A 26,996-nucleotide genomic window follows, 5' to 3' on the forward strand; every position below is an offset into this window, starting at 1 on the left:
CTCTGCTTTATATGCTGCTCCGCTTTCTTTTCAGAATACAATTGAGCTGTACATGAGTTTTACAGAACGTCCGACCAACCTTCCTGAAGTGCATGCCAAAGGTCATGCGCTAGAGGTTTTTGTTACTTTTCTAAAACTGGGTTTGACGTCGTTTGGTGGGCCGATTGCTCATCTGGGTTATTTTCGTGAGGAGATCGTGAAGCGCCGGAAGTGGCTTTCCGAAGAAGCTTATGGTGATTTGGTTGCGTTGTGTCAGTTCCTACCGGGACCGGCCAGCAGTCAGGTTGGGTTTGGGCTTGGACTTATGCGGGCGGGACCACTGGGAGCTTTGGCTGCGTTCTTTGCCTTTACTGCTCCTTCAGCCTTGCTGCTCTTTGGATTTGCCTATTGGGCGAGCGCTTTTGAAGGACCTGTCGGCATGGGGCTGATTCATGGTCTCAAGCTGGTGGCGGTTGCTGTTGTTGCTCAGGCTGTCTGGGGGATGGCACGCAACTTTTGTGCGGATCAGCTCAGAGCCGGACTTGCTGTGCTCGCTGTAGTTCTTGTTGTCACCTTCGGTGGGGCCGGAGGGCAAATTGCAGCAATTGTGGCTGGTGGCCTGGGAGGCTTTTTGTTTTGCCGCTCGGAGCCCAAAGCCGTGGTGCATGAGGTTCTATTTGCTCCTAGACGTCGGGTTGGGCTGCTTTCTGTCATTTTATTTGCTGTGCTGCTTTTTGGTCTGCCCATTCTGAGTGATGTTATTGTTGATCCATTGCTGGGTGTGTTTGCCAGCTTCTACCATTCCGGTTCGCTCGTGTTTGGTGGAGGGCATGTGGTGTTGCCATTGCTGGAAGCCGAGGTGGTTGGCAAAGGGCTGGTGAGTGAGAGCTCTTTCCTTGCCGGGTACGGCGCGACGCAAGCCGTGCCGGGGCCTTTGTTTACATTTGCCGGATATCTGGGCGCTGAAATGCAGACTGGCTATGCAGCGTGGATTGGAGCAAGCATAGCGTTGCTGGGCATCTTCCTGCCGGGGGCGTTGCTTCTGATTGCCGGTCTGCCTTACTGGGCCGTGCTGCGTCAGACACCTTCTGCACGTGGCGTCATGGCTGGCGCAAATGCGGCTGTTGTTGGTGTTCTTGGAGCGGCCTTATATGCGCCTGTCTGGACCAGTGCGATCCTTGAGGCAAAAGATTTTGCAGCTGCGCTTTGTGGATTTGTTCTGCTGGTTTCTTTCAAATCGCCGCCATGGGTGGTTGTGGTACTGCTTGGCCTGACCGGGATTGGCTTTGCGTTCATTTAAGGACTTCAGAAAACAAAAAAACCCGGAGTGCTGAGCATCCCGGGTTCTAAAACTTGTTTGCTTTGCTGATTAAGCAGCGAGGCTTTGCATTACGCTTTCAAACAGAGCACGGCCTTCGAGGCCACCATGAAGATCTTCGATAAGATTTTCCGGGTGAGGCATCATGCCGAGAACATTGCCTTTGGCGCTGGTGATGCCTGCAATGTCGTTGAGAGAACCATTTGGGTTGGTACCGTCAGCATAGCGGAATGCGACGCGGCCTTCGCCTTCGAGTTCTTTCAGGGTTTCAGCATCAGTAAAGTAGTTGCCGTCATGGTGTGCCACCGGACAGCGCCAAACTTTGCCTTTTTCCATGTGAGATGTGAAGGCGCTGTTGGTGCTGGTGGTTTCCAGCATAACTTCCTTACACACGAAGTGGAGGGATGCATTGCGCATCAACGCACCTGGCAACAGGCCTGCCTCAGTCAGCATCTGGAAACCGTTACATACGCCGAGAACGTGACGTCCCTGATCTGCTGCAGTTTTGAGAGCTGGCATGATGTGGGAGCGTGCTGCAATCGCACCTGAGCGCAGGTAATCACCGTAAGAGAAGCCGCCTGGCAGGACATAAAGCTCTGCTTCTGGCAGTTCAGTTTCAGTATGCCATACCGTGGCAACAGACTGGCCGGAGATCTGCTCCAGCGCTTTGATCATATCGCGATCCCGGTTGGAACCGGGGAATAGGATCACTGCGGATTTCATGAATGTTTCCTCTTGGATGGAGGGCCGCTTGTTACAGACGAGATTTTACAGAAGTAAAAACACCGCAAGAACAGAGAGGGCAGCGGGCAAGCCAATAAAGATGATTGCTTTGATAACCATGAACCGGATGATCCGGCCTGTATCGTCTTGCACGTTTATGCCCTCGCAGATTCTGCTATCGGTTACTTCAGAGAAGCTCGATCGAGTAATTTTCGATGACGGTGTTTGCCAGTAACTGTTCGCACATGGCTTCAATGTCAGCTTTTGCCTGAGCATCGGTGCGATCTGCCAGTTCAAGGTCAAACACTTTACCCTGGCGGATGCCTTCAACGCCTTCAAAACCAAGAGAACCAAGGGAGCCTTCGATTGCTTTGCCCTGGGGATCGAGAACACCGTTCTTAAGAGTGACGGTCACACGTGCCTTCATGGTTCTAACTGGTCCTTCCTTACCAAAATGAGAGATTCAAGCGGTTTGCATTGCGCCTGCCGCGAAAATCCGTTCTTTGCGCGCGTTCATAACGCGGGAATCTATACTGGGGAAGTGAAAACGAGCGCAGGTAGTGAGATAGTTCAATACCCGTGCGGTAGTTTGCTTGCCCCAAAAATGCAAAACGGGCCGCAGGGGCCCGTTCATTGATTATTTGACTAGCACTGGTCCAGAATGTCCCGGGCGGTCGTTGTCAATCAGGATACCAAGCCTGCGGGCTACTTCCTGATAGGCTTCAACCATACCGCCCATGTTCTGGCGGAACCGGTCCTTATCCATCTTGTCGTTTGTGGACGTGTCCCACAAGCGACAGCTGTCTGGAGAGATCTCGTCCGCAAGGACGATACGCATCATGTCGCCTTCGATCTGACGTCCAAGTTCGATCTTGAAATCAACGAGGCGAATACCGACGCTCATGAACAGACCGGACAGGAAGTCATTGATGCGAATGGCGAGTGCCATGATGTCATCAAGCTCCTGAGGAGCAGCCCAACCAAAAGCGGTGATGTGTTCTTCAGAAACCAGCGGATCTCCAAGTTCGTCGTTCTTGTAGTAGAACTCGATAATGGAGCGTGGAAGCTGAGTGCCTTCTTCCAATCCCAGGCGTTTGCACAGAGAACCTGCAGCAACGTTGCGGATAACGACTTCGATCGGAATGATTTCGACCTGACGGATCAGCTGTTCGCGCATGTTCAACCGACGAATAAAATGGGTTGGAATGCCCATGTTATTCAGATTGTTGAAAATGTACTCAGAAATCCGGTTGTTCAGGACACCCTTTCCATCAACGACTTCATGCTTTTCGTTGTTGAAGGCTGTAGCATCATCTTTGAAGTGCTGAATCAGCGTTCCCGGCTCAGGACCCTCATAGAGAATCTTGGCCTTGCCTTCGTAAATTCGCCGACGGCGGTTCATAGGCACTTACCATTGCGTTTGTAGAACAAGTCGTACGGGTGACGTCGAGGCTTAAACCACTTGCCTTGCAAAACATTCGAGCAAAAATGCTGCGAATGACCCTCCAGCACTGGTTTTCGCATCTTTCGTCATTGCGAAAATCGCGATCCCGCTATGCGGCGCGGAACTTAACCGACTTTTTGATAAAGCACAAATGGGTAATTCGAATGGCGTCAACGCTCTCTGAAATGCTGCTGACTACAACTAATGGCTTTTGACCTGCAAATAGAAGTTGCGTACAATGATTTACGTAAGTTATAGCGTGGCTTGTAAGAGGGGAGGGACCTTTTTACATTGTCTGAGCTAGGAGGGAATAGATGAGCACGTTTGACAAACGAGCTGATGCGTTTGAAGGCAGTTTCGCAATGGGTTCTGAGCTTGCTTTCAAGGCTACTGCACGGCGCGATAAGCTGCTGGGCCAGTGGGCTGCTGAGAAGCTTGGTTTGGCCGGAGACATCGCAGAAGATTACGCCAAAAAGATCGTCCAAACGGATCTTAAAGAGCCAGGCGACGAAGACATTTTTGCTCGTATTTCCAAAGATTTTGCAGATGCAAGTGTTGAGCAGTCTGAACACCAGATTCGCCGCACTATGGAAGAGCTGATGGCTGTTGCGAAAAAGGAAGTTGCTGAGGAAGCATAAGCTGCACTCCTTAAGCAGGCTCACCAAGAGAGCCCTTAAACTAGAGAATTTGCCGTCTTCCCTTGATTATTTTCAGGGAGACGGCTTTTTTTGTGTGAATGATAGTTTTGTTTTAGAGCTGGTGCTGCGTGGTTGATGGTGCCTGTGCTTAATCAGATGAGGCATTGAATGACTGAGAATAAGTGTCTGGCAGAGAAGTTGAGAGCAGGGCAAACCATTGTGAGCGCGTGGGCAAGCCTGCCTTCTCCAATATTTTCTGATCTGTTTTTAAGAGGCGGCTACCAAGCAATCACGCTGGATTTGCAACATGGTCTGCTAACCACGGCTGAAGCACGTGATTCTATCAAAGAGATCATTAATGGTGGTGGGCATGCTGTTGCACGAATCTGTGTTGATGACTTTAAGAATGCCAGCTGGTTGTTGGATGTGGGCGCTGAAGTGATTATCGCGCCGATGATCAACTCAGTGGATGATGCAAAGAAGCTGGTGGAGTTCTGCAAGTACCCGCCGTTGGGCGCGCGTAGCTATGGTGCTGTTGGCGCAACCATGGCAACCGGTGTTTCCATGGATGACTACTTCGCTTCGGCTGATGAAAAGACGCTCGCAATTGCTATGATTGAGACGCCAGAGGCCTATGAAGCGCTTGAAGACATTCTGGCTGTTGATGGTTTAGATGGCATTTTTGTCGGGCCTGCTGACCTGTCATTGACTGTTTCTGGCGGCAAACGTGTGGAACCTGTTTCTGACGCTTCTCTGGAGATGCAGAAAGACATTGCGGAGAAAACCCGTGCGGCTGGTAAGATTGCCGGGATCTATTGTGTTTCCAAGGGGCATCTTCAGCACTCAAAGGCTGCTGGTTATCAGTTTATGACGTTTGGGACGGATTCGAATTTGTTTATCAATGCAGCTGCGGAAGCTGCGAGTTCATTGGATTAAAGCCACTACGTCTACAAAAAAAGGCCGCCTCAGGGGCGGCCTTTTGCATTTCAGGACCAGATATCAGACCTGAGTAGCTGCGCGGATTGCTGCGATGTTTTCGCGGTAGCTCTCTACAGTGCCGCCCTTGAAGACTGCTGAGCCTGCGACCAGTGTGTCAGCACCAGCCTTGGTGACCAATGGGGCTGTCTCAGGGGTGACCCCGCCATCAATCTGGATGCGGATTGGGCGATCGCCGATCATGCTTTTGATGCGGGCAACCTTCTCGATTTGAGAGTGGATAAATTTTTGCCCACCGAAGCCAGGGTTCACGGTCATGACAAGGATCAGGTCGACGCTATCCAAGACGTATTCAAGGCAGCTTTCGTGTGTGCCAGGGTTTAGAGAAACACCTGCTTTTTTACCCAGATTGCGGATTGCCTGCAAAGAGCGGTGCAGGTGGGTGGTCGCTTCTGCGTGAACTGTGATGTAGTCCGAGCCAGCTTTTGCGAAGGCTTCAAGGTACGGATCACATGGCTCGATCATGAGGTGCGCGTCAAAGACCTTGTCAGTGTGAGGGCGGAGTTTTGCAATGACGTCCGGGCCAAAGGTGATGTTTGGAACGAAGTGGCCATCCATGACATCCAGATGGATCCAGTCGGCTCCAGCTTCAACAACATCACGAACTTCTTGCCCCAGCTTAGAAAAGTCTGATGCAAGGACGGAAGGGGCGATAACGAGCGGCTGTGCCATAGCAGGGATTCTCCTAGATGTGCCCAATTTGCTGTGCGGCTAACATGGACACACATGAGAAGCAAGTGGTGCGAACAGCGCAGATTCCCGCACGGCGCTCAGGGGATTGTTGCTTCTGCTTCACGGATATGTATCGCAGCAGGCTTAAGGATCCATGGAAGTAAGTAGATTGGGAATTGGGCAAAGGCAAAGAACAGCCATGCGAGCTCTGGAATTGTGCCTCCCAATGCAGCAACCATCAGGCCCAGATTGCGGCTTCCGGTGCCGTAGGCGGCTATGAAGGCAGTTTGCCGTCCTGCAGGGTAAAAGATCAGAAAGGTTACAAGCAACTGAAGGGCTGCAATTGCAAAGACACCTACAAACAAGGCTGTGGCTTTGAACGGTGCGGTTATTGCAAAACCAGTCACACCATCCATCGCTGCGACGGCAAAGATAAACAGCACAATACAGTTTAGGCCGTTGATGTGGTCTGTGGCCTCGTTGATCCGTTTTGCGCCAAGCAAATAGTAAAGCAGTCGTCCCAGTCCTGCAGAGCCTATCAGGAACATGGCCAGATTGGTCGCCAGAGACAAAGGGGAGACCTGAAGGGTTTCTGGTAGCAACAGGTAGGCGAACAAAGCTGTGCTGAGAGGGGCAATGATCAATGACAGGGTTGAAATGGTGAGCGCGAGGGCTCCGTTGAGACCAAACATCCAGATAAAGATTGGCGTGGACATAACGGGCGGTGCGGCAGACACCATGAACAAGGCTGTCAGTACTCCCAAGTCGATCTGATCCAACCCGATAATCAAGCAGGTCACTGTTGCGAGCAGAGGGAGAATGAGCATTTGCCAGAGCATTGCCGCAAACGCTGGCAGTGGGCGTCTGAGCTGATTGGCAATGGCTGCGTTGTCTACGCGGATGAAGCTCAGTGTCAGCAGAATAAAGATTGCGGGCGTTAAGAGAATGCGTAGCGCTTCAGCAATGCCGGGCAGCAAAAGGCCGAGGAAGACTGAGATTGCGACCGCGTTGGTGCCATTTCGCCCCAAAAAACGCAGGAGTGTATTGATCGGCTTCAGGCCGCTTAAAACGAATTTAGGGGAGAGCAATGTTTAGTCCACGCGAAAACTTAAGTGCAAGAGATCGCGCGACTAAACCATATCAGTTGAGTTTGAGCAAACATTTCAGTGTTTCAGCGACCATGCGTAAACTAACTGCGATTAGGCTGGTCTGGAAACGTTAGCTGGCAAACTCTTTAAGAGGTAACGCAACTGTTTCCTTAATTGTCGAAACTACAATGCGTGACTGAACATCTGAGACAAGAGCGTTGTCCAGAAGTTTCAAACGAAGAAAATCGTCATAAGACTTTATATCTGTGGCAACTACTTTGATGAGATAGTCCACTGCGCCAGTGATGCGTTCGCATGTAACAACTTCGGGCCATACTCCAATTAGCCTGTCGAATGTTTCCATGTTCTCGCGGCTGGGTACAGTGAGCTTAACAAAGGCATATGCGAGAAAGCCAAGACCGACGGCTTCGCGATCAACCAGCGCAGCCGTCTGTTTGATAACGCCAGACTCCTTGAGTTTCTTAATTCGCCTCCAGCAAGGAGTTTGGCTCATACCGGCTTCTTTGGCGATATCTGCGATGGATTGGGATGCATCTTTTTGCAGAATCCGCAGAACTCGGATGTCGGATGGGTCCAATAAGGAATTTTCGCTCATGTGCCCTCTTAGGAATAATTTTTCGACTGAGTACGTATTTGTCGGTAGGATAGCACAGAAAGCACGCAAAAAAAGGATCACTATGGGCTAGGACGAAAGAATTGGTTTTGGCGGGGGGGACCGTCCACAGCCATGATGGGAGAGGAGCTCATTGAATGAACGTAAGTGTGCCACCGATCAGCTTACATGACAAATACACAGCTGAAACAGGCAATGTTTACCTAAATGGTATTCAGGCACTGGTACGACTGGCGTTGGATCGCGGTCGATTAGATCGTGCTAAGGGATTGAAAACAGGCGGTTTTATTTCAGGATACCGCGGTTCTCCAATTGCTGGTTACGACACGGAGCTTCAAAGATCACGTCAATATCTCGATCCGCTGGATATTCAGTTTCAACCGGGAGTGAATGAGGAACTGGGCGCCACAGCAGTGTGGGGATCGCAAAAAGTCAGACAGCACGGTAAAGGCTCAGCCTTTGATGGCGTCTATGGTATCTGGTACGGGAAGGCGCCAGGTGTTGATAGAGCAGGTGATGTGCTGCATCAGGCAAGTGCTTCTGGAACCGACCCAAATGGCGGAGTTGTGGCACTTGCGGGCGATGACCATCTGGCAAAATCTTCCATTTTGCCCGCTCAAAGTGAGTTTTTTTTCCAGCACGCAGAAATTCCGGTTCTCAACCCGGCTGACATTCAGGAAGTTCTTGATTTCGGCTTACATGGGTTTGAGATGTCCCGTTACACCGGTCTGTGGAGTGCATTGATTTGTCTTGCAGATACGATGGATGCATCTGGTGTTGTTTCTGTTGATCCAAGGCGTATGTCATTCTCACGCCCTGCTGCGTTTGATCCGCGCAAGAATGCTGAGCTGAATCGTGTGCTCTTGCTCGGCAATCGGTTGGAGACAGAACGTTTACTGCGCGACATCCGCATGCCTGCGGTTCTGGCGTATGCAAAGGCGAATCGTCTTGACCATGTTGCCTATGGTGCGCAAAAGCCGCGTATCGGCATGGTTGCGACAGGCAAAGCATTCCGTGATTTGTGTCAGGCGCTTCGCCTGATGGGAATTACAGATCAACGGGCCAAGGAGATCGGGCTGGCGGTTTATAAGGTTGGTATGCCTTATCCGCTTGAGCCAACAGCATTTTCAAGCTTTGCGCGTGGTGTCGAAAAGATTCTGGTTGTTGAGCACAAGCGTGCGTTCATCGAGCCACAAATCAAAGAGATTGCTTATAACTGGCCGAGTGATCAGCAGCCGAAGATTCTTGGTAAGAAAGATGCGCAGGGAGAGCCTCTGCTCTCTGATGTTCTGGAGCTTTCCATTGATGAGATGATCCGTGTGATCATGAATTTCCTGCCTCAGGAATACGTCAATGACGAGATGCGTTCTGTTGCTGATTCCATGATGCGTCAGCAGATGTGGGCTCAGGGAAATGGCGAACTTGCAGCGCGTTCCCCTTACTTCTGCTCTGGTTGTCCGCACAATACGTCGACCGTGGTGCCTGAAGGGTCTCGCTCGATGCCGGGTATTGGCTGTCATGCCATGACCGAGATTAATGGCCGGACCACTGATGGTCAGATTGCCATGGGTGGTGAAGGCTCTCTCTGGGTAGGTCAGGCGAACTTTGCGCGTGATGAGCATGTGTTTGCTAATATGGGAGATGGAACTTATTTCCACTCCGGTATTCTGTCGATCCGTCAGGCTGTTGCGGCTCGTGTGCCGATCACCTTCAAGATCCTTTACAATGATGCTGTTGCGATGACGGGTGGTCAGGAGATTGATGGATCTTTGACTGTGCCACAGCTCCTCAACCAGCTTCATGCTGAGGGGGTTGAGAAGGTTGTTCTGCTCAGCGAGACCCCGGAGGACTACTCTGGCCGTCAGGATCTTGCGGTTACCGAGCCTGTTCATCACCGTGATGATCTGATGACCGTTCAGAACGAGCTCAAAGAGTTCAAAGGTGTTTCTGCGATCGTATTTGATCAGACCTGTGCTGCTGAAAAACGCCGTCGCCGGAAGAGGGGTTTGTATCCTGATCCGGATCTGCGTTTGTTCATCAATGACCGTGTCTGTGAAGGGTGCGGTGATTGTTCTGTCCAGTCCAACTGTCTTTCTGTTGAGCCTGTTCAGACGGTGTTTGGTGAAAAGCGTCGGATCAATCAGTCTTCCTGTAACAAGGACTTCTCCTGCGTGAAGGGCTTCTGCCCCTCCTTTGTTTATGTGAAGGGTTCGAAACTGCGTCAGGCAAAGCCTGCTGATTTTGCTCTTGATGAGTTTGTAAAGCAGCTGCCAGACGTTCAACTGCCTTCTCTTGAGAACACCCGCAACCTGCTGGTGGCTGGTATTGGCGGTATGGGCGTTACGACCATTTCTGCGATTATCGCGATGGCGGCTCATATTGACGGGATCAAAGCATCTACGCTTGACATGACTGGCCTTGCTCAAAAGGGTGGACCTGTGACTTCTCACGTGCGCTTTGCTGCGGCGAGTGACACAATTGAAGGGCCACGTGTGCCGCCTGCACAGCTGGATGTGCTGATTGCAAGTGATATGCTGGTTGCAAGTAAGGCTGAGCAGCTTTCTCTCTATCATAAGAGCAGAACGCATGGCTTTGTGAATACAAATGTCACGCCGACTTCTGAGTTTGTGATGAAGCAGCAGCTTTCTTTTGATGAGCATAAGATGAAGCGGACGCTGGAGCAGGGGACTCTTGATCTGAAAGCTCATGATCTGGCGAACATTGCTGAGAAGCTGTTGGGTGATGCGATTTACACCAACATGATGCTCATCGGATTGTCTTATCAGGCTGGTACTCTGCCGATCTCAGCACAAGCCATTGAAAATGCGATCTCATTGAATGGCGCAGCGGTTGAGAAGAACATCAATGCATTCCATGCTGGGCGTGTTCTTTACTCCAATCCTGATGCGATTTTTGCAGCTCTTCCACGTCAGGAAGCTGTGAAGGTGATGACGCTGGATGAGAAGATCGCCTTCTTCGCGAAAGAGCTTACCACTTACCAGAATAAGTCCTACGCCAATAAGTATCTCGACAAGATCTCCGAGATCAGGTCGCGGGATGAAGAGTTTGGTCCGGGCTCTCTTGAGGTGACGCACACTGCAGTTGAGATGCTTTACAAGGTGATGGCTTATAAAGACGAGTACGAAGTTGCGCGCCTTTATAGTGAGCCAGAATTCCGTAAGAGTCTTGAGGCTCAGTTTGCAGACCCAGGTGAGTTGCAGTTGATGCTGGCTCCTCCATTCCTGCCCGGTAAGCCGGATCCAAAGACGGGTCGTCCGCAAAAGCGGGCCTTTGGTCCTTGGATCTTCAAGGCTTTTGAGATGCTTGTGTCTCTTCGTGGTTTGCGTGGCACTGCACTCGATCCGTTTGGATATGCGCGGGAGCGTAAAGAAGAGCGGGCTTTGGTGAAACAGTACCGGGATGATCTTTCATTGGTTGGCGGAAAACTCGGTACAGCGAACTATGGATTGCTTCGCGAGTTTCTCAACTTGCCTGATTCTATTCGCGGCTATGGTCCTATCAAGGACGAGAACCTGAAGCTTGCACAACTCAGACGTGAGGAGCTGCTTGGCAGACTTGAGGAAGACCCGACAACGGTCACTTTTAAAGAAGCTGCTGAATAAGCCTTCGTTATTGGCGGAAAACAAAGGATGCCGGCCCTGACAGGGGTCGGCATTTTGTGTTTCAAATCACAGTTACGTGATTTCATTCTTGATATGCGTTCTCCTACGGGCAGCTATCTCAATTTTCTCAAAATTCGAACTTGTCTTTTTTTAGGTCTTCCTCTAAAACCGACCGGACGGTACAAAAACCGACTGGACGGTACATAAACCGACCAGACGGTACAGACTCCGGTTAGAGGAGAGGGATACCAGCGTGGAAACAACAGCTGAACATATTCTGGATGCAGTCGAGCGTCTGGTTTGCATTGAAGGAACTCGTAAGCTGACCATTGATGCCGTGGCGGCTGAGGCCGGCATGTCCAAAGGCGGGGTGCTTTACAATTTCCGAAGCAAGCATGAGCTGTTGCTGGGTGTGATCCGCAGAGTTGTTTCTGAGGTTCGTGAACGGACTTACACGCTGAGCGACAAGTTGACAGAGCAGGGAGTGGCCTGTCCCATTTTGCGGGCCAGCTTCCAGATCTACAAAGAGTACAGAGAGAAGACCGCTCCGAAAGCATTGTTTGCTCTTGCTGCTCAAGAACCTGAGTTGATTGCTGAATTTCAGGAGATGAGTGCTGAATTTGGAAGAGCAATCAACTGTGAGGTTAGTGACCCGGTTACGGGGCATATGTGTTTGCTCATAATAGACGGGCTTTATTATCGCCAAGCGCTGGGTATTGAACAAAACAGCACTGGTGAAATTGATGAACTTATTGATCGCGTGTTGGAAATTACCTCCCAGAATAACCGGTACGCCGAACTGAACGCTGAAGCTGGAAACTAAGGTAAAATGCAGAAAATAAGCGGAAAAAGTAGAATAGGACGCCTGAGTGCTCCTGTTTTTGTTGGGGCACTTGCTCTGCTGCTTGCAAGTTGTCAGGAGCAGGAAGTTGTTGAAGCACCGAAAACGGTTGCTCCTCGTCCTGCTCGTGTCATGGTCGTTTCTGAGATTGATGATCTCTTTACGCGTAACTTCACTGGTCGTGTCGATGCGGTTCAGACCGTCGATCTGGCGTTTCGTGTGTCTGGTCAGCTTGTTGAAATGCCAATCATTGAAGGGCAGCGTATTGCAAAAGGCGATCTGATTGCGGCGCTTGACCCAACTGACTACGAAAACACTGTTCGTGAAGCTCAGGTCAACTTTGAACAAAAGAAGAAAGACCTGAAGCGCTTTGAAACATTGAAAGACAAGCAGGTTATCTCTGAAGGTCAGTACGACAATGCAAAGACAGCATTTGATCTTGCAGACGTGACCCTTGATAAAGCTAAGCAGAACCTTGGTTATACAAAGATCGTTGCGCCTTACGATGCAATCGTAACCTCTCGTTCGCTGGATAATTATGCGATCATCAATGCTGGTACCAGCATTGCCCGGTTGCAGGATGTGAGTGAAGTTCGCATCGATATCAACGTGCCTGAAACGCTGTTTGCTCAGGCGACTGAATCTTCTGTTCTAAAGATGACTGCTGAGTTCCCTTCCCATCCGGGTAAGGTATTCCCATTGGAATATCGTGAGCACAGCACGGAAGCAGACAAGGTTGCTCAGACCTATCGTGTGACTTTGGCCATGAATAACGATGATGGTTACAACATCATTCCTGGCATGACTGCGAGCGTAAAAGTTAAGCTCAATGGTCTTGATAAGTCTCAGACCACGGCCTTCTTCGTGCCAACATCTGCAGTTGGCTCTTCTCCTGACAAGAGCCCGTATGTGTGGGTTGTTGATGAAAGCGAAAAGCGTGTTGGTCGTCGTAAAGTTTTGCTTGGAACTGTGCTTGGCAGCTTCATTCCGGTGCTTTCCGGCTTGAAAGACGGCGAGATGATCGTAACGGCTGGTGTGAGCCACCTGAGCGAAAATCAGCTGATCGTGCCTAAGCTGTAAGAGTAGCGTCTAGGAGTTATTGATATGGATATTGCACGCTACTCGATCGAGAAGCCGGTCAATGTCTGGATGGTTGTTCTGATTGCTCTGCTTGGGGGCATTTGGGCTCTGGGCGGCATTGGACGACTGGAAGATCCGGCATTTACCATTAAAGAAGCGCAGGTGATCACCTCTTATCCGGGTGCTAGCGCTGCGGAAGTTGAGGAAGAAGTTACTGAACGGCTGGAAAGTGCCATTCAGCAGATGCCTCAGCTGAAAGAAGTTCGCAGTACCTCTGAACCGGGTCTCTCTCGTATTCAGGTGGAAATGAAAGACACCTATGATGGCACTGAGCTGCCGCAGGTGTGGGATGAGCTGCGTCGTAAAGTGAACGACGAAGTGCCAAACCTGCCAAATGGTGTTCGCACTCCCGTTGTCTATGACAGCTTCGGTGATGTGTTCGGCATGTACTATGCTCTGACGGCTGATGGATACTCCAACCGGGATATCCGTAAGACCGTGAAAGAGCTGCGTCGTGAGCTGCTGACTGTCGACAATGTTGCTAAGGTTTCTATTCTTGGTGAGCCTGAGGACGAGATCATCATTGCGATGGATCAGGACCGCTTGGCACAGCTGGGAATTACCATTGCGGACGTACAGAATGTGCTGAATGCGGAAAACGCTATTCAGGCGAACGGTACGACTGTTTCCGGTGATCTGCGCATTCGTATCTCGACTGTTTCTGCCTTTGACAGCTACCGTAGTATTCAGGATCTCGTGATCGGTAATCCGGGTTCTACAGCGATGGTTCGTTTGTCTGATGTGGCAACGCTTTCTGTGCAAGAGCCTGAAAATCCGAAGGTTCTGGTTCGTCATAATGGCCAGCGCGCGGTTACCCTTGGTGTTGCTGCTGTTGAAGACACAAACGTTGTGGCCGTTGGGCAAAACGTTGAAGCGCATCTGAATGACTTGCGTGCGAACCTGCCTATTGGCATGGAAGTCATCCCTATCTACGAACAGCACAAAGTGGTTGATCAGGCCGTTGGTTCCTTTGTTTGGAACCTTGTGATGTCTGTTTCCATCGTGATTGTGGTGCTCGGCATCTTCATGGGCTGGCGTGCAGCTGTGGTGGTTGGCTCGGTTCTGTTGCTGACCGTTCTTTCTACGATCTTGCTGATGAAGCTGGGCAGTATTGAGCTTGAGCGTATTTCGCTTGGTGCGCTTGTTATCGCCATGGGTATGTTGGTGGACAATGCGATTGTTGTTGCCGAAGGGATGATGATCAACATGCAACGCGGTATGCGGCCTATCAAAGCTGCGTCGACCGTTGTTGAGCAGACCAAATGGCCACTTCTGGGTGCAACCGTTATCGGCATTATGGCGTTCTCAGGTATTGGTCTTTCCAGTGACAGTACTGGTGAATTCATGTTCTCGCTGTTTGCTGTGGTTGGCATCTCCCTCTTGATGTCCTGGTTGTTTGCGATTCTTGTTACGCCGTTGTTTGGTAAGTACTTCTTCAAGATGGCTGCCATCTCCGGTGATGAGCATGATCCTTACCGCGGCTTCATGTACACCATGTTCCGTAAGATCCTGGTGCTGACGCTGAAACTGCGTTGGTTGTCTTTGGCAGCTCTGATCGGTGTGACTGTGGTTTGCTTCTGGTCTTTCCAGTTTGTTGCAAACTCTTTCTTCCCGAACTCTGCGACGCCGCTGTTCTATGTGAACTACTGGTTGCCGCATGGTACCGACATTCATGCGACTGCGCGTGATATGGAGAAGCTGGAGAACGAGATCTTGTCTTTGCCAGGTGTTGTTTCGACCAACTCCTTCATCGGGCAGGGTGCGACCCGCTTTATGCTGACTTACTCAGCTCAAGACGGTAGCTCCAACTATGGTCAGGTGATTGTTCGGACTGAAAACACTGATATCATTAATGATCTCGCACTGAAGATCCGTGCATTCGGTGTTGCTGAGTTGCCTCAGGGACAGGTGTATACCGAGCGTCTGGTGTTCGGCCCGCCATCTGGTGCTGATGTTCAGGCTCGTATCACTGGTCCGGATGCTGATATTCTGCGTGCTATCTCTGAAGAGATGATCCAGATCTTCAAGGATCCTCAGTATCGCTTGAGTGATGTTCGTACCGATTGGCGTGAACGTGAGCTGGTGATGCATCCGAAGTTTGATGAGCAGCGGGCTCGTATTGCTGGTATCACGAGACAGGACCTTTCTACTGCGGTTCAGTTTACCTCTGATGGTATCCGTGCAGGCGACTATCGTGATCTGGATGAAGACATTCCGATCATCGTGAAACGTAAGCGTGCTGAAGGTGAGACTGCGTCCGAAGCCCTTATAAACACACTGGTTTGGAGCTCTCAGCAGCGCAAGTATGTGCCGATTGATCAGGTGACTTCCGGCATCTCTACTGAAGCTGAGGATACTTTGATCCGTCGTCGGGATCGTGTGAAGACGTTGAGTGTGCTTGGGGCGAGTGCTCCGGATGAGTTGGCGTCGGTTGCTCATGCTCGAATTCGGGGTGCGATTGAGAGTGTTCCGCTTCCTGATGGGTATTCCATGGAGTGGGGTGGTGAGTACGAGAACTCTCAGGATGCGAATGCGTCGCTGGGTAGTAAGGTGCCTGTTACCTTCCTCGTGATGATTGTTATCTCCATCCTGTTGTTCTCTAAGGTGCGGGAACCACTCATCATCTGGCTGATCGTACCGATGTCTATCAACGGTGTTGTGATTGGTCTGCTTGGGACAGGTATGCCGCTCGACTTTATGGCGATCCTTGGTGTGTTGTCGCTGTCAGGTATGTTGATCAAGAATGCGATCGTGCTTCTGGAAGAGATCGATTTGCAGCTGGAGCTTGGTGGAGACCGGTTTGAAGCTGTTGTTAATGCCAGTGTTTCTCGTCTGCGTCCGGTGTCTATGGCAGCGATCACAACGATCCTTGGTATGGCTCCGCTGATTGTTGATCCGATGTTCGCGAGTATGTCTGTGACCATTATGGGTGGTCTGACGTTTGCGACGTTGTTGACATTGCTGGCTGTTCCGCTGCTGTTCATCATCTTCTACCGCATCCATCCAGGTGAGGGTGCAGGGAAAGGTAAGGCAGAGAAGTCTTTGAAAGAACTGGAAGAAAAACCTTCCATTGATCAGAAGGCTGAGCCGGAACCGGCCTAAGAAAAAGGCCTTCCCGGTTACCTAAAACCGGGAAGGCCCATGAGATAAGCAAGGGGCGGCGTATATTTACCGCACACTCCGTCCTTTGCTCCCCCGCGTCGCCTCTGCCCCCAACACCAGAGGCGGCGCATCTTTTTGCCTTCACGGCACTCCCCACAACAACTTGATCAGGCACTTTGCGCGAATTTGCGTTGTTTTGCGCAATTCAGCGTTTTTGTGCGTTGGTTCGCGTTGCTATGTGGATCTTTACCTTAACGGAAATAGCGGAATACGGAATTCAAATCTACCGTGATCGATGCTGGTTTTTCCATGTTGGTACAGTATCACCCGGGTACTCTTGTGCGCAGTACACGCCGCGCGCGATGGCACGGGAGACTGTCTGAGCAGCGTATGCACCCAGTTCCAGCAGCTCGACCATCGGCTCCTGCATTTTTCGTTTGCCGGTAGAAATCACGAAGAGCAGATCGCCGTCCATTGGTGTGTGTGCTGGCCATAGGGCGCGGGCGTAGCCGTCGTGGGCGGCTGTGGCAATCCGTTTGGCTTCTGACTTGGTTAATATAAGGTCAGTTGCGACAACGCCGATGGTGGTGTTTGTGTTCGGGGATAAGTCGATTGTGCCAAGCGTGAACTTGGTTTGCACGGTGCGGTCCATGCCAGGCATTTCGGTTGGCCAGCCCAATCCGCCGAATTCTTCGTTCTGTTCGCTTGGGGCTGCCCAGAAGTAAGGCGTGTCGCCGATTGTGGTGCGGCCCAGTGCGTTGACGGCGATTAGCGCGCCGACGGTGCCGCCGCGGGGGAGGGCGAGGGAGGCTGAGCCCAGTCCGCCTTTCAGATCAGCGGTGGTTGCTCCGAAACCTGCGCCTGCAGTGCCGAGTTCGAATTCGTCGGCTGCATTGTCGACGGCCTCGATGCCCATTTCGCGATAGATTGGATTTCTGCCCCACGATTTATCCCCTCCATTGAGAAGGTCGAATAGAATGGCTGTGGGGGTAATTGGAATGACAGCACTGCCAACACTGAAACCTTTGCCGAGCTCTGCCAGTCGAACCTGTGCACCGCTGCCTGCATCCAGTCCGAATGCAGAGCCGCCTGACAAGACGAGCGCGTCAATGGCATTGACGGTTTGCTCCGGCTCCAGCAAGGCAACGTCACGTGTGCCGGGGGCTCCGCCCATGATGGCGACGGAGGCAACGGCTTGCTCGTCGGGAATGAGAACGGTGACACCTGATTTGGTCTTTTCGCAATGAGCGTTTCCGACCTTCAATCCCGGAACATCGGTGATCAGGTTGCGCGGTGTTGGGGACATGGTGTTTCCCTAATTTATTATTAAAACGTACAGGAAGCGCCTTAGCGATGAAAAAACGCAGGGCACTCTAACTAATTGTCTTTATGCATATCTTGGTTTGAAAATCTGTAGGCCCTTTCGGGCAAAGATATGTCCGAAGTCCCTGTTTCAAGATAAATCTATTCCGAAAACTGGAATAGGGAACACCCTTAGACTGAATGGTAATTTCGGTCGAGGTAGATCAGAGCGGGTGCAAATTCACCCAGACGTGCAGCGACCACTTCACCAAATAGAACTGAATGGGTGCCGACTTCTGTTACTTCTTTGATATGGCAATCGAAACTGACACGTGCACTTTCCAGAACAGGACTTCCTGTTGCCAGAGTGCCCCAGCTTCCTTTTGCGAAGCGCTCTTCCATTGGCAGGTCGCCCTGGCCAGCGAAGACGTTCGACAAGTCTGTATGATCATGAATGAGTGTGTTGATACAGAACACGCCGTTGTCCTTGACGATCTGATTCACCTTTGCGCTGCGGTTGAGGCAGACAAGCAAGGTGGCGGGATCGTCCGAGACGGAACACACAGATGAAACGGTTGCGCCAATGCGCCCTGCTGGGCCAGCACTGGCCAGCAAATGAACAGAAGCGCCTAAACGACTCATTGCCTCTCTAAATTCATGCGAGGCGAGACTTTTATTCGTATTTTCAGTTGGCGCCATGGTTAAAGCTGTCGTCATCCAGTTCGTTCCAAGATATTCCCACAGGTATGATCTGTGTTTCACACTGTACAATATTCATTAGTACTTTTCAGTCGCCCAAAAACGACAGGTATTTGAAATAGAGTAGTTATAGCCATTTGCTGAGAAAAGCTAGTTCTACTGCGAAAAACTGATTAATATACCAGAGGCTATATTCTAGTTTTAGGCGCGCATTTTGCTGTTCCGGAATTTTCATTGAAAATTGAAGGCCCAACAAGGTCTTCACGCGCGGGCAAATTGGAAATCTTCAAAAAATCCTGGGTACCATCTTGCAGTTTTTGTCCGGATATGGTCAGTATACAACAGCTGTGATATATTACAGAATAGGGAAGAGGCTTTCTACGGATGAGGAAAATTCACGTATGGGTTGTGGTGCTCTGGTCTCAGAGACTGTCCTAGTGGATTGTCGGGAGTAGGAATAAGTCCAGATTTTGGATTGTATGAAATAAAAATGCGCCTGACGCGTATAAAGAATAGGAAAATTCCAAAATACGGACTTATAAGTATGGGTAATATACTTACAGGTCGGCTTACCATAAAATATTTGGGGTCTGAATTCGGAGGCATTCAGACTGGACAGCAACTAAAAGCTGATCTCATGCGGGGAACAAAATAAAACATGGATTACTTTCTCCAACAACTTATCAATGGTGTGACGCTGGGGTCCATTTATGGTCTCATCGCCATTGGCTATACAATGGTCTATGGCATTATCGGCATGATTAACTTCGCCCATGGCGATATCTTCATGGTCGGATCTTTCGTTGCACTTATTCTAATTGTTGCACTTGGCATTACAGCCGCTACACCGGTGCTTCTTTTGATTTTGGCTCTGGCCCTCGTTCTTGTTGTGGCCATGGCTTTGACTGCTGTTTGGGGGTGGACAGTAGAGCGCATTGCCTATCGGCCTTTGCGCGGATCATTCCGTCTTGCACCGCTGATTACTGCAATTGGTGCATCAATTGCTCTTCAGAACTTCGTGCAGGTTTCTCAAGGCGCCAAGAATAAGCCATTGCAACCTCTCTTTTCCGGCAGCTTTCAGCTGACTGATGGTGGTGCAGATGGTTCTGGCTTTATCGTAAACCTGTCTTACATCCAGATCTTGATTGTTGTGACGACGGTCATTTTGATGGGTGGCTTCACTTATCTCATCAACAACACCAATCTGGGCCGCTCTCAGCGTGCTTGTGAGCAGGACCGGAAGATGGCGTCCTTGCTGGGTGTGAATGTTGACCGCACAATCTCTCTTACCTTTGTGATGGGTGCGTCTCTGGCTTCGGTCGCAGGTCTGATGTTCCTGCTGTATTACGGTGTGGTAGATTTTTACATCGGCTTCCTGGCTGGTGTGAAGGCCTTTACCGCTGCGGTTCTGGGAGGAATCGGATCGCTGCCGGGTGCAATGCTGGGTGGATTGCTGATCGGGCTTATCGAGACGTTCTGGTCTGGCTACTTCTCCGTTGAATACAAAGATGTTGCCGCGTTTTCGATCCTGGCGATTGTTCTGATCTTTATGCCGGAAGGACTTCTCGGCCAACCTGAGGTGGAGAAGGTCTGATGCAAGCAAGACAAAAAGACAGCTTGCTTGTTGCAAGTGTAAAAGACAGTTTGGGTGCTGCGGTTATTACGTTTGCGCTTGCCTGTGTCATGGTTGGTCTGCGCGTGGATGTGGCGTCAGGCCGCGGCGCGGAGCTGTTTCTGGAACATCGCTGGTTAGCGGTTGCAGTGGCAGTGCTTGTGGTGTTCGCTGGCCGTCTCGCCATGAACATTTTCTTCTGGAAACGGGAAGACCCGCCGTCTCTCAACCTCTCTGGCCTATTGCCAAAGGGTGGATTGGGAGGAGGCTCCTCTAATGTGCTTAAATATGGCCTGGTCGTTTTGGCTGTTGCGCTTCCATTTGCGTTGATGTTCTGGCTCGGTGCCCGTGGGTCGCGTCAGTATATTGACCTGGCCATTCTGGTGATGACCTATGTGATGTTGGGCTGGGGCCTGAACATTGTGGTTGGTCTGGCTGGATTGCTGGATCTGGGCTATGTGGCGTTTTATGCGGTTGGAGCTTACTCCTATGCATTGCTCGCGCATTACTTCGGTTTCTCCTTCTGGCTCTGTCTGCCACTCGCCGGTATTCTGGCAGCGTTCTGGGGTGTCATTCTCGGTTTCCCGGTTCTGAGGCTTCGAGGGGACTATCTTGCCATTGTGACGCTTGCGTTTGGTGAGATTATTCGTGTTGTGCTGCTGAACTGGTATCAGTTTACAGGCGGGCCAGATGGTCTTTCCGGTATTCCGCGACCAAGCTTTTTCGGGTTGGAATTTACCCGTGGTGAAGATGGTTTTGCAAGCTTCTTTGGTCTGGATTACAGCAGTATTCATCGCATCATCTTCCTGTACTACCTCATCTTCGCAATGGCCTTGTTCACGAACTTCGTGACCATGCGCTTGCGCCGGATGCCGATTGGTCGTGCATGGGAAGCTTTGCGTGAAGATGAGATTGCTTGTCGGGCACTGGGTATCAACACAACGAATACCAAACTGACAGCCTTTGCTCTTGGTGCGATGTTCGCTGGCTTTGCAGGGTCTTTCTTTGCAACGCGTCAGGGCTTCATCTCTCCTGAGAGTTTCACCTTCCTTGAATCCGCGATCATTCTTGCGATTGTGGTTTTGGGTGGTCTTGGCTCACAGATTGGCGTGGTGATTGCAGCGATTGTGATGATCGGTGGCTTTGAATTCTTCCGCGAGTTTGAAGAATACCGCATGCTTGTCTTCGGTATGATCATGGTGGTTATCATGGTTTGGAAACCGCGTGGATTGATCTCAAGCAGAACGCCAAGTGTGGCGCTTTCCAGAAACGCTAAGGGCATCTCTGCCGATCTCGTTCAGGAGGGCCACGGATGAGCACCTGGGACAACAACCCTGTTCTGAAGGTTGAGCACCTGACCATGCGCTTCGGCGGATTGACGGCGATCAACGACCTGAGCTTCAACATTGGGCGTGGTGACATCACTGCGCTGATCGGGCCGAACGGTGCGGGTAAAACCACAGTGTTTAACTGCATCACCGGTTTTTATAAGCCGACTGAAGGCCGTCTTGTCATGAACCGCTCCAATGGTGAAAAGCATCTTTTGGAACGGATGGCAGACTTCAAAATTACGGCGGACGCGAAAGTTGCCCGTACGTTCCAGAACATCCGTCTGTTTGGCGGTATGACTATTCTGGAAAACCTGATGGTGGCACAGCACAATCCGCTGATGGTTGCTTCCAACTGGACCATTGGTGGTCTGCTGGGGCTTGGTGGTTACAAAAAGTCCAATGTGGACGCGATTGAAACTGCCAAGTACTGGCTGGAGCGCATTGATCTGATTGATCGTGCAGATGCGCCTGCGGCTGATCTTTCCTACGGCGATCAGCGCCGGTTGGAGATTGCCCGTGCCATGTGTACCGGCCCTGAACTTCTTTGTCTGGACGAACCAGCTGCTGGTTTGAACCCGAAAGAAAGTCTGGAGCTGAACAATCTGCTTCAATACATCCGCAAAGAGCATGACACTTCGGTTGTTCTGATCGAGCACGACATGTCTGTTGTTATGGAAATCTCTGACCACGTTGTGGTGCTGGATTACGGCGTGAAGATTTCTGATGGCTCTCCTGAGTTCGTCAAAAACGATCCGCATGTGATCGCGGCGTATCTGGGGGTTGAGGATGATGAAGTCGATCAGGTTGAAGAGGAGGTGGGCATAGCATGAACGCTCAACAACCACTCCTGAGCATTCGCGGAGTTAAAACCTTCTACGGCAAGATTCAGGCACTGCATGGTGTTGATCTTGATGTATATGAAGGTGAGATCGTGACGCTGATTGGTGCGAACGGTGCAGGGAAGTCTACCTTGATGATGACCGTTTGCGGCACGCCGCAGGCTCGTAACGGGTCTGTGACGTATTGCGGTGAGGACATCACCTACAAGCCAACCTACGAGATTATGCGCACCGGTATTGCTCAGTCACCAGAAGGTCGCCGTATCTTCCCACGTATGACGGTTTTAGAGAACCTGATGATGGGCGGTATGGTTGCCGGGAATGAGCATTTTGAGGAAGACCTGCGCCGTGCGTTTGAGCTGTTTCCGCGTTTGAAAGAACGTCAGCAGCAGCGCGGCGGGACTTTGTCGGGCGGTGAACAGCAGATGCTGGCGATTGCCCGTGCCTTGATGAGCCGTCCGCGTCTTTTGTTGCTGGATGAACCGTCTCTGGGGCTTGCTCCGATCATCGTGTCGCAGATTTTTGATGCGATCCGTGAGCTGAACCGGGCCGATGGTCTGACCGTGTTCCTTGTTGAGCAGAATGCGTATCACGCACTCAAGCTGGCTCATCGGGGCTACGTGATGGTCAACGGCACAATCACCATGACCGGCACTGGTAAGGAGCTTTTGTCTCGTGAAGAGGTGAAGGCAGCTTATCTTGAAGGCGGCGCGCACTAAGGAGGCGAAGAGATGGGTATTCTTTACGGCAGCTCGATGCCTGCCTTTATCATGCTGGTTGTTGTGTTAGGCGGTCTGGCTGCTGCTGCGACGGGGCGCTCTATTGCGACCACGTGGCGGCCATTGCCGATCCTGTTCTGGTTCATCTTCCTGTTGTCATTGGCCATGCGATTCTTGTCGTTTGCGTTGTTTGAAGAGCCTCTGCTTTCCATTCAGTACCTGGTGGTGGATTACGCCATTCTCATCGGCATTGCGCTGGCGAGTTATCGCATGACACGGACTAAGCAGATGGTGACGCAGTACAGCTGGCTTTATGACAAAACAGGTCCCTTTGGCTGGAAGCTGAAGCCGGGCCAGCAAGATAATTACTAATTCGCAAAATTACTTAGATAATTGTTGCGCATTCGGTCAGTTCTGGGTCACACTGGTGACTGGCTAGGCATCCAGATGATGAGTACGGAGAGGTCTCATTGTCGGAAGCATTGAGCAGGCGAGGGGTTTGCCTGCTCTGGTGGGAGACGATTGCGTTTCCCGCTCAATTTCAATTGAGAAATGCACCTGACTCGGGGAGTTTTTTATGAAAAAGTATCTTTTGGCAAGCGTTGCCGGTGTTGCTGCTATGGCAATCTCTGGCGCGGCTATGGCTGAAATCACTATTGCTACTGCAGGCCCAATGACTGGTCAGTACGCATCGTTTGGTGCACAGATGAAAGCTGGTGCTGAACAGGCTGTTGCTGACATCAATGCTGCTGGCGGTGTGAACGGCGAGATGCTTGTTTTGGAAGTTGGCGATGATGCATGTGACCCTAAGCAGGCTGTTGCTGTTGCCAACCAGATGGTTGGTAAGAACGTAGCCTTCATGGCTGGTCACTTCTGCTCCGGTTCTTCCATCCCAGCTTCTCAGGTATATGCTGAAGAGGGTATCATCCAGATCACTCCAGCATCCACCAACCCGAAGTACACTGACGAGCGTCCAGGTCCTGGTACCTACCGTGTGTGTGGTCGTGATGACCAGCAGGGCAGAGTTGCCGGCACGACGCTTGCGACTGAGTTCGGCGGTCAGAACATTGCTGTGATCCACGACAAGACTGCTTACGGTAAAGGTCTTGCTGACGCGACTAAGGCTGTGATGAACGCTGCTGGTAAGCAGGAAGCGCTTTATGAAGCTTATACCGCTGGTGAAAAAGATTACACCGCGCTGGTTTCCAAGTTGAAGTCTGAAAAAGTCGACGTTCTTTACGTTGGTGGTTACCACACTGAAGCTGGTCTGATGAAGCGTCAGATGGTTGATCAGGGCATGGACACCATTCTGGTTTCCGGTGATGCTCTTGTGACTGATGAGTATTGGTCTATCACTGGCCCAGCTGGTGAAGGCACACTGATGACCTTCCCGCCGGACCCACGTAACAACGCTGAAGCTGCTGCTGTTGTGGCTGCTCTTGAGGCTGCTGGCAAAACCACTGAAGGTTACGCACTTTACACCTATGCTGCGATCCAGACATGGGCGAAAGCTGCGGCTGAAGCTGGTTCTACCGACTATGATGCAGTTGTAGAGAAGCTGAACGCTGGCAAGTTCGACACCGTTCTTGGTGAGCTGTCCTTCAACGAGAAGGGCGATGTGTCTCTGCCAGGTTACGTTTGGTACGAGTGGAAAGACGGTTCCTACGGTTACCGCTAAGATTTAAAGCCTGAGTTTATTCAGGTTTTGTGAGGGTTCCGGGGCGATGCTCCGGGACCCTTTTTTGTTGGAGTTTAGGGAGGTTGGAAGAGCGCTATTAAGGTTGAATGCGCTCTGTTCTTATTGGCTACGTTGGGCTTAAGGTTCCACGCGTACACTGGCGCCTTGTTTATTGAAGGTGCCCAATGATCATTCGATGTTTGGTGTTGATTGGATTTCTTTGTTCTTCTGGCGCTGCTGCCGCGCAGGGGCCTAACACGCCGCGACCTGAAGAAATCAAGGAGTTTCATGAGTGCCTGCGAAAAGGGGGGCTTGTGTTTAACGACAGAGTTCAGTGCATTGGAAAGGTCTTTGAACATTGCGCCATGAAGTTGCAGGACCAGACCAGCATGGGTATGCGGGAATGCTACTCGCGCGAAACAGCCCTTTGGGAAAAGATGATTTTGAATTCTGAGAAGGAGTTGAGGCGGAATGAGAACAAGCCCACCAAGACCGCGCTTGTTGAAGCTGGTCGGAACTGGAAGGCCTTTCGCAACAACACCTGCAATATTCCGTATGCCATGAACCCGAAGGGAACACTTGCTCCCGTTCTGGGCATGGAATGCTACAACCGTTTAACCGCGCTTTGGGCGCTACAGCTTTCTGAATTTGCGACACCATTAGGGAACTAGGACCATATGAGATTATGGGTATGTGTGATTGTCTTTTCAGTTTTTGGGGTTGGCTCCGTAGAGGCGGCCCAGCAGGTTGACCTGCCACTTTGTAAAGCAGGGGATGGCAAGACGCCTGTCCCGCGTTGGGAGGTGACTGCAATGCCTGTTGACGTGCCTGCCGGCGAAGAGGCGAGGCCGTTTGCTTACAGTGTCACCGCTCCACCACCTGCCTATCATGGCCTGATGGGGCATCTAAGGGTGAAGCTGGGCAATCTGGATGAACAGTATTGTTCTGCTTTGCGTGAGGAGCTTACCCAGATCAAGAACAGTACCGGGCAGTCTACACCACTGGTTATCGAATGGCTGGTTGATGACAATGGCCCGCAGGACGCAGTGCGCTCTCTGGACTTTTACGAGCTGCCTGAGTTTGTGCAGGATGGATGCTGGCTGGATGGTGTCTATCAATTTGTTGCGCTTGGACACTCAGGTGTGGAAGCCGACCAGTACATGCTGAATCTGGTCCCTCTTGAGGCAATCCAGGAATCCGGATCCTTTTGTCGCCCTGTCCAGGAAGGGTGATCCGCCTTTCAGTCCTGTGCAACTTCCCCTAGCGCGTACTTGCGTTCACCGAAGCTCATTTTCGCCTATCTTTACTCTTGAACCGGGTTCCCCTTTTGAGAAAAGCGAGTAGGATTGGTTATTGCTTACGCAAGGGCATAAAGGGGCTGTGAGCCAGATGATTACCCATGACACGATAGAGATCTGTGCTGTACTGGAGGCATCTGCTGCGGATGTGTTCTCAGCATGGGAAGAGCCGAAAGCCCGGATGGTGTGGGGAGTGCCTTCCGATGATGAAGTTATTGAGTTTCTTGAAAATGATTTTCGCGTTGGTGGCCTAGATATTCATCAGTGCGGCCAAAAGGGCGATTTACGGTTTCGCGTTGAGACACGCTATCATGATATCAGAGCTCCGGATTGCTTGCTGTTTACAGAGCTGGTTTCAACCAGTGATATGCTGTTGAGCGTCTCTTTGATCGCTGTTGTCATGGAAGAACAAGGAGGTGCTACCGAGCTTCGCGTGACCATACAGGTGACGTCGATGGTCGGCGCGGACATGATTGAAGCAACGCGCGGAGGCTGGCAGGCTTCTCTGGCTCAGCTGGCAGGGTATCTGGAGAGCTCAAAGCGCGAGAACTCGGAGGCGTGATTGCCTCAGGAAGATGCTTTCTGTGGCCCTGTCTGAGAAGGGTGACAGCCTGTTCGCAGTATAGTGCTGCACCCTCTTTGTAATTATCTGAAATGTAGTATGTATTCATAGTGTTGACTGCTGTGATGCGTATGAGGAACTCACTTTAATAGTGAATACTTCAGAGTTAGCCCTGTTCAAATCACCTTCAGATTTACTAGGTTAAATTATCAATTTAATTCAATTTTTCTATATTGGGAAAATTGGTGGAGTGGGTGCAGGCAGCAAGTGTGGGGCGTTTGAGTGCTTGTCTGTGCATGATCAGGGGTATTCATGCGGTTCAAAACCTTCATTATTTCAATAGGTTTTGCAGTGGCAGGCTGTGTGCCGAACTATGTCGGCGACGCTCCTGATCTCACTGAGGCGGCGGTTAAAAAATCTAACGCAAAACCGACCGTTGTGAGTGCTCAGAAAACGGCTGAAGATCTGGCAACTGTTGTTGTGCTTGCAGGCAAATGGTCTGTAATGCGCGGTGAGGGGCAAAACCCGTGCGCACTCCAACTGAAAACAGCACAGTTTGGTGGAAATTATGCAGCAAGTTCTGTGTGTTCCGGTACGCCAAATGTATGGGCGTGGAGTGTGAGGCAGGACGCTCTGGTTCTGTTCGATCACAGAAATGAAGTGATCGCATCCTTTCATGAAAGCGGGAATGGCCGCTGGGAGGAGGCGCAAGAGGGTGGGGCCCCTGCGCTTGGTCTTGTTCGCCTGGGAAACTGACA

At 51.1% G+C, this 26,996-nt stretch carries 26 protein-coding genes; 17 read left to right on the forward strand and 9 right to left on the reverse strand.

The genetic code is table 11. From position 1 onward, the window contains the following. Window positions 1–52: 52 nt before the first annotated feature. Window positions 53–1,279 carry a chromate efflux transporter gene (gene chrA, locus PsW64_RS09910; protein WP_063303486.1) on the forward strand — a complete coding sequence of 409 codons (1,227 nt, stop codon included), beginning with the start codon at window positions 53–55 and terminating at the stop codon, window positions 1,277–1,279. 69 nt (window positions 1,280–1,348) lie between these two features. On the opposite strand, the gene purQ is transcribed toward chrA, so the two are convergent. The 4 genes from purQ to purC all read right to left on the reverse strand — a co-directional run bounded on the left by purQ (window position 1,349) and on the right by purC (window position 3,422). Then, complete coding sequence (gene purQ, locus PsW64_RS09915) at window positions 1,349–2,020, reverse strand: phosphoribosylformylglycinamidine synthase subunit PurQ (RefSeq protein ID WP_063303487.1); 672 nt, start codon at window positions 2,018–2,020, stop codon at window positions 1,349–1,351. Window positions 2,021–2,065: 45 nt separating this feature from the next. After that, window positions 2,066–2,173, reverse strand: a complete 108-nt coding sequence (locus PsW64_RS28180) for a phosphoribosylformylglycinamidine synthase-associated small membrane protein (RefSeq protein ID WP_193757775.1) — start codon at window positions 2,171–2,173, stop codon at window positions 2,066–2,068. A gap of 34 nt (window positions 2,174–2,207) precedes the next feature. After that, entirely contained in the window at window positions 2,208–2,447 is a 240-nt protein-coding gene (gene purS, locus PsW64_RS09920) for a phosphoribosylformylglycinamidine synthase subunit PurS (protein ID WP_057462573.1), read from the reverse strand. Between the two features lie 210 nt (window positions 2,448–2,657). After that, on the reverse strand, window positions 2,658–3,422 hold the full coding sequence (gene purC / locus PsW64_RS09925; protein WP_008548091.1) for a phosphoribosylaminoimidazolesuccinocarboxamide synthase: 765 nt from the start codon (window positions 3,420–3,422) through the stop codon (window positions 2,658–2,660). Between the two features lie 356 nt (window positions 3,423–3,778). On the opposite strand from purC, the gene PsW64_RS09930 reads away from it, so the two are divergent. Beyond that, a complete protein-coding gene (locus PsW64_RS09930) occupies window positions 3,779–4,102 on the forward strand; it encodes a DUF1476 domain-containing protein (protein WP_063292757.1) in 324 nt (107 codons plus the stop codon). Between the two features lie 168 nt (window positions 4,103–4,270). Beyond that, the gene (locus tag PsW64_RS09935; protein WP_063289570.1) at window positions 4,271–5,038 is read left to right on the forward strand and encodes an HpcH/HpaI aldolase family protein; all 768 of its coding nucleotides are present in this window, start codon (window positions 4,271–4,273) and stop codon (window positions 5,036–5,038) included. Window positions 5,039–5,101: 63 nt separating this feature from the next. On the opposite strand, the gene rpe is transcribed toward PsW64_RS09935, so the two are convergent. The 3 genes from rpe to PsW64_RS09950 form a co-directional block, all read right to left on the reverse strand. Then, window positions 5,102–5,770, reverse strand: coding sequence for a ribulose-phosphate 3-epimerase (gene rpe / locus PsW64_RS09940; protein ID WP_057462570.1), 669 nt, complete (start codon window positions 5,768–5,770; stop codon window positions 5,102–5,104). A gap of 98 nt (window positions 5,771–5,868) precedes the next feature. Further along, complete coding sequence (locus tag PsW64_RS09945) at window positions 5,869–6,858, reverse strand: hypothetical protein (protein ID WP_063303488.1); 990 nt, start codon at window positions 6,856–6,858, stop codon at window positions 5,869–5,871. 130 nt (window positions 6,859–6,988) lie between these two features. Next, entirely contained in the window at window positions 6,989–7,474 is a 486-nt protein-coding gene (locus tag PsW64_RS09950; protein ID WP_063289568.1) for an Lrp/AsnC family transcriptional regulator, read from the reverse strand. Between the two features lie 155 nt (window positions 7,475–7,629). Between PsW64_RS09950 and PsW64_RS09955 the strand changes: the two genes are divergently transcribed. The 4 genes from PsW64_RS09955 (at window position 7,630) to PsW64_RS09970 (ending at window position 16,198) form a co-directional block, all read left to right on the forward strand. After that, complete coding sequence (locus PsW64_RS09955; RefSeq protein WP_063303489.1) at window positions 7,630–11,115, forward strand: indolepyruvate ferredoxin oxidoreductase family protein; 3,486 nt, start codon at window positions 7,630–7,632, stop codon at window positions 11,113–11,115. Window positions 11,116–11,368: 253 nt separating this feature from the next. Continuing rightward, window positions 11,369–11,938 (forward strand): TetR/AcrR family transcriptional regulator, encoded by a 570-nt coding sequence (locus PsW64_RS09960; RefSeq protein ID WP_057462566.1) that lies wholly within the window; start codon window positions 11,369–11,371, stop codon window positions 11,936–11,938. Between the two features lie 6 nt (window positions 11,939–11,944). Continuing rightward, window positions 11,945–13,036 carry an efflux RND transporter periplasmic adaptor subunit gene (locus tag PsW64_RS09965; protein ID WP_057462565.1) on the forward strand — a complete coding sequence of 364 codons (1,092 nt, stop codon included), beginning with the start codon at window positions 11,945–11,947 and terminating at the stop codon, window positions 13,034–13,036. A 24-nt stretch (window positions 13,037–13,060) separates the two neighbouring features. Further along, a complete protein-coding gene (locus PsW64_RS09970; RefSeq protein WP_063303490.1) occupies window positions 13,061–16,198 on the forward strand; it encodes an efflux RND transporter permease subunit in 3,138 nt (1,045 codons plus the stop codon). A 283-nt stretch (window positions 16,199–16,481) separates the two neighbouring features. On the opposite strand, the gene PsW64_RS09975 is transcribed toward PsW64_RS09970, so the two are convergent. After that, a complete protein-coding gene (locus PsW64_RS09975) occupies window positions 16,482–17,504 on the reverse strand; it encodes a P1 family peptidase (protein WP_063303491.1) in 1,023 nt (340 codons plus the stop codon). 188 nt (window positions 17,505–17,692) lie between these two features. Beyond that, on the reverse strand, window positions 17,693–18,142 hold the full coding sequence (locus PsW64_RS09980; protein WP_244271768.1) for a flavin reductase: 450 nt from the start codon (window positions 18,140–18,142) through the stop codon (window positions 17,693–17,695). 715 nt (window positions 18,143–18,857) lie between these two features. Here PsW64_RS09980 and PsW64_RS09985 point away from each other — a divergent pair. The 10 genes from PsW64_RS09985 (at window position 18,858) to PsW64_RS10030 (ending at window position 26,994) form a co-directional block, all read left to right on the forward strand. Further along, window positions 18,858–19,793 carry an ABC transporter permease subunit gene (locus PsW64_RS09985; RefSeq protein WP_057462563.1) on the forward strand — a complete coding sequence of 312 codons (936 nt, stop codon included), beginning with the start codon at window positions 18,858–18,860 and terminating at the stop codon, window positions 19,791–19,793. Then, complete coding sequence (gene livM / locus PsW64_RS09990; RefSeq protein WP_063303492.1) at window positions 19,793–21,127, forward strand: high-affinity branched-chain amino acid ABC transporter permease LivM; 1,335 nt, start codon at window positions 19,793–19,795, stop codon at window positions 21,125–21,127. The genes PsW64_RS09985 and livM overlap by 1 nt, the downstream gene beginning before the upstream one ends. Further along, entirely contained in the window at window positions 21,124–21,972 is an 849-nt protein-coding gene (locus tag PsW64_RS09995) for an ABC transporter ATP-binding protein (RefSeq protein WP_057462561.1), read from the forward strand. Before livM ends, PsW64_RS09995 begins: the two co-directional genes overlap by 4 nt. Next, window positions 21,969–22,700, forward strand: coding sequence for an ABC transporter ATP-binding protein (locus tag PsW64_RS10000; RefSeq protein WP_057462560.1), 732 nt, complete (start codon window positions 21,969–21,971; stop codon window positions 22,698–22,700). The genes PsW64_RS09995 and PsW64_RS10000 overlap by 4 nt, the downstream gene beginning before the upstream one ends. 12 nt (window positions 22,701–22,712) lie before the next feature. Continuing rightward, complete coding sequence (locus tag PsW64_RS10005; RefSeq protein ID WP_057462559.1) at window positions 22,713–23,072, forward strand: DUF6867 family protein; 360 nt, start codon at window positions 22,713–22,715, stop codon at window positions 23,070–23,072. A 205-nt stretch (window positions 23,073–23,277) separates the two neighbouring features. Beyond that, on the forward strand, window positions 23,278–24,378 hold the full coding sequence (locus PsW64_RS10010) for a branched-chain amino acid ABC transporter substrate-binding protein (RefSeq protein WP_057462558.1): 1,101 nt from the start codon (window positions 23,278–23,280) through the stop codon (window positions 24,376–24,378). A gap of 185 nt (window positions 24,379–24,563) precedes the next feature. Then, on the forward strand, window positions 24,564–25,049 hold the full coding sequence (locus PsW64_RS10015; protein ID WP_063303493.1) for a lysozyme inhibitor LprI family protein: 486 nt from the start codon (window positions 24,564–24,566) through the stop codon (window positions 25,047–25,049). 6 nt (window positions 25,050–25,055) lie between these two features. Further along, window positions 25,056–25,610 carry a hypothetical protein gene (locus tag PsW64_RS10020; protein ID WP_063303494.1) on the forward strand — a complete coding sequence of 185 codons (555 nt, stop codon included), beginning with the start codon at window positions 25,056–25,058 and terminating at the stop codon, window positions 25,608–25,610. 157 nt (window positions 25,611–25,767) lie between these two features. Further along, window positions 25,768–26,238, forward strand: coding sequence for an SRPBCC family protein (locus PsW64_RS10025; RefSeq protein ID WP_208980697.1), 471 nt, complete (start codon window positions 25,768–25,770; stop codon window positions 26,236–26,238). A gap of 312 nt (window positions 26,239–26,550) precedes the next feature. Continuing rightward, window positions 26,551–26,994 (forward strand): AprI/Inh family metalloprotease inhibitor, encoded by a 444-nt coding sequence (locus tag PsW64_RS10030; RefSeq protein WP_057462555.1) that lies wholly within the window; start codon window positions 26,551–26,553, stop codon window positions 26,992–26,994. Window positions 26,995–26,996: the final 2 nt, after the last annotated feature.

Origin of the sequence: Pseudovibrio sp. W64 (genome assembly GCF_001623145.1) — a bacterium.
In the GTDB taxonomy this organism is placed as follows: domain Bacteria; phylum Pseudomonadota; class Alphaproteobacteria; order Rhizobiales; family Stappiaceae; genus Pseudovibrio.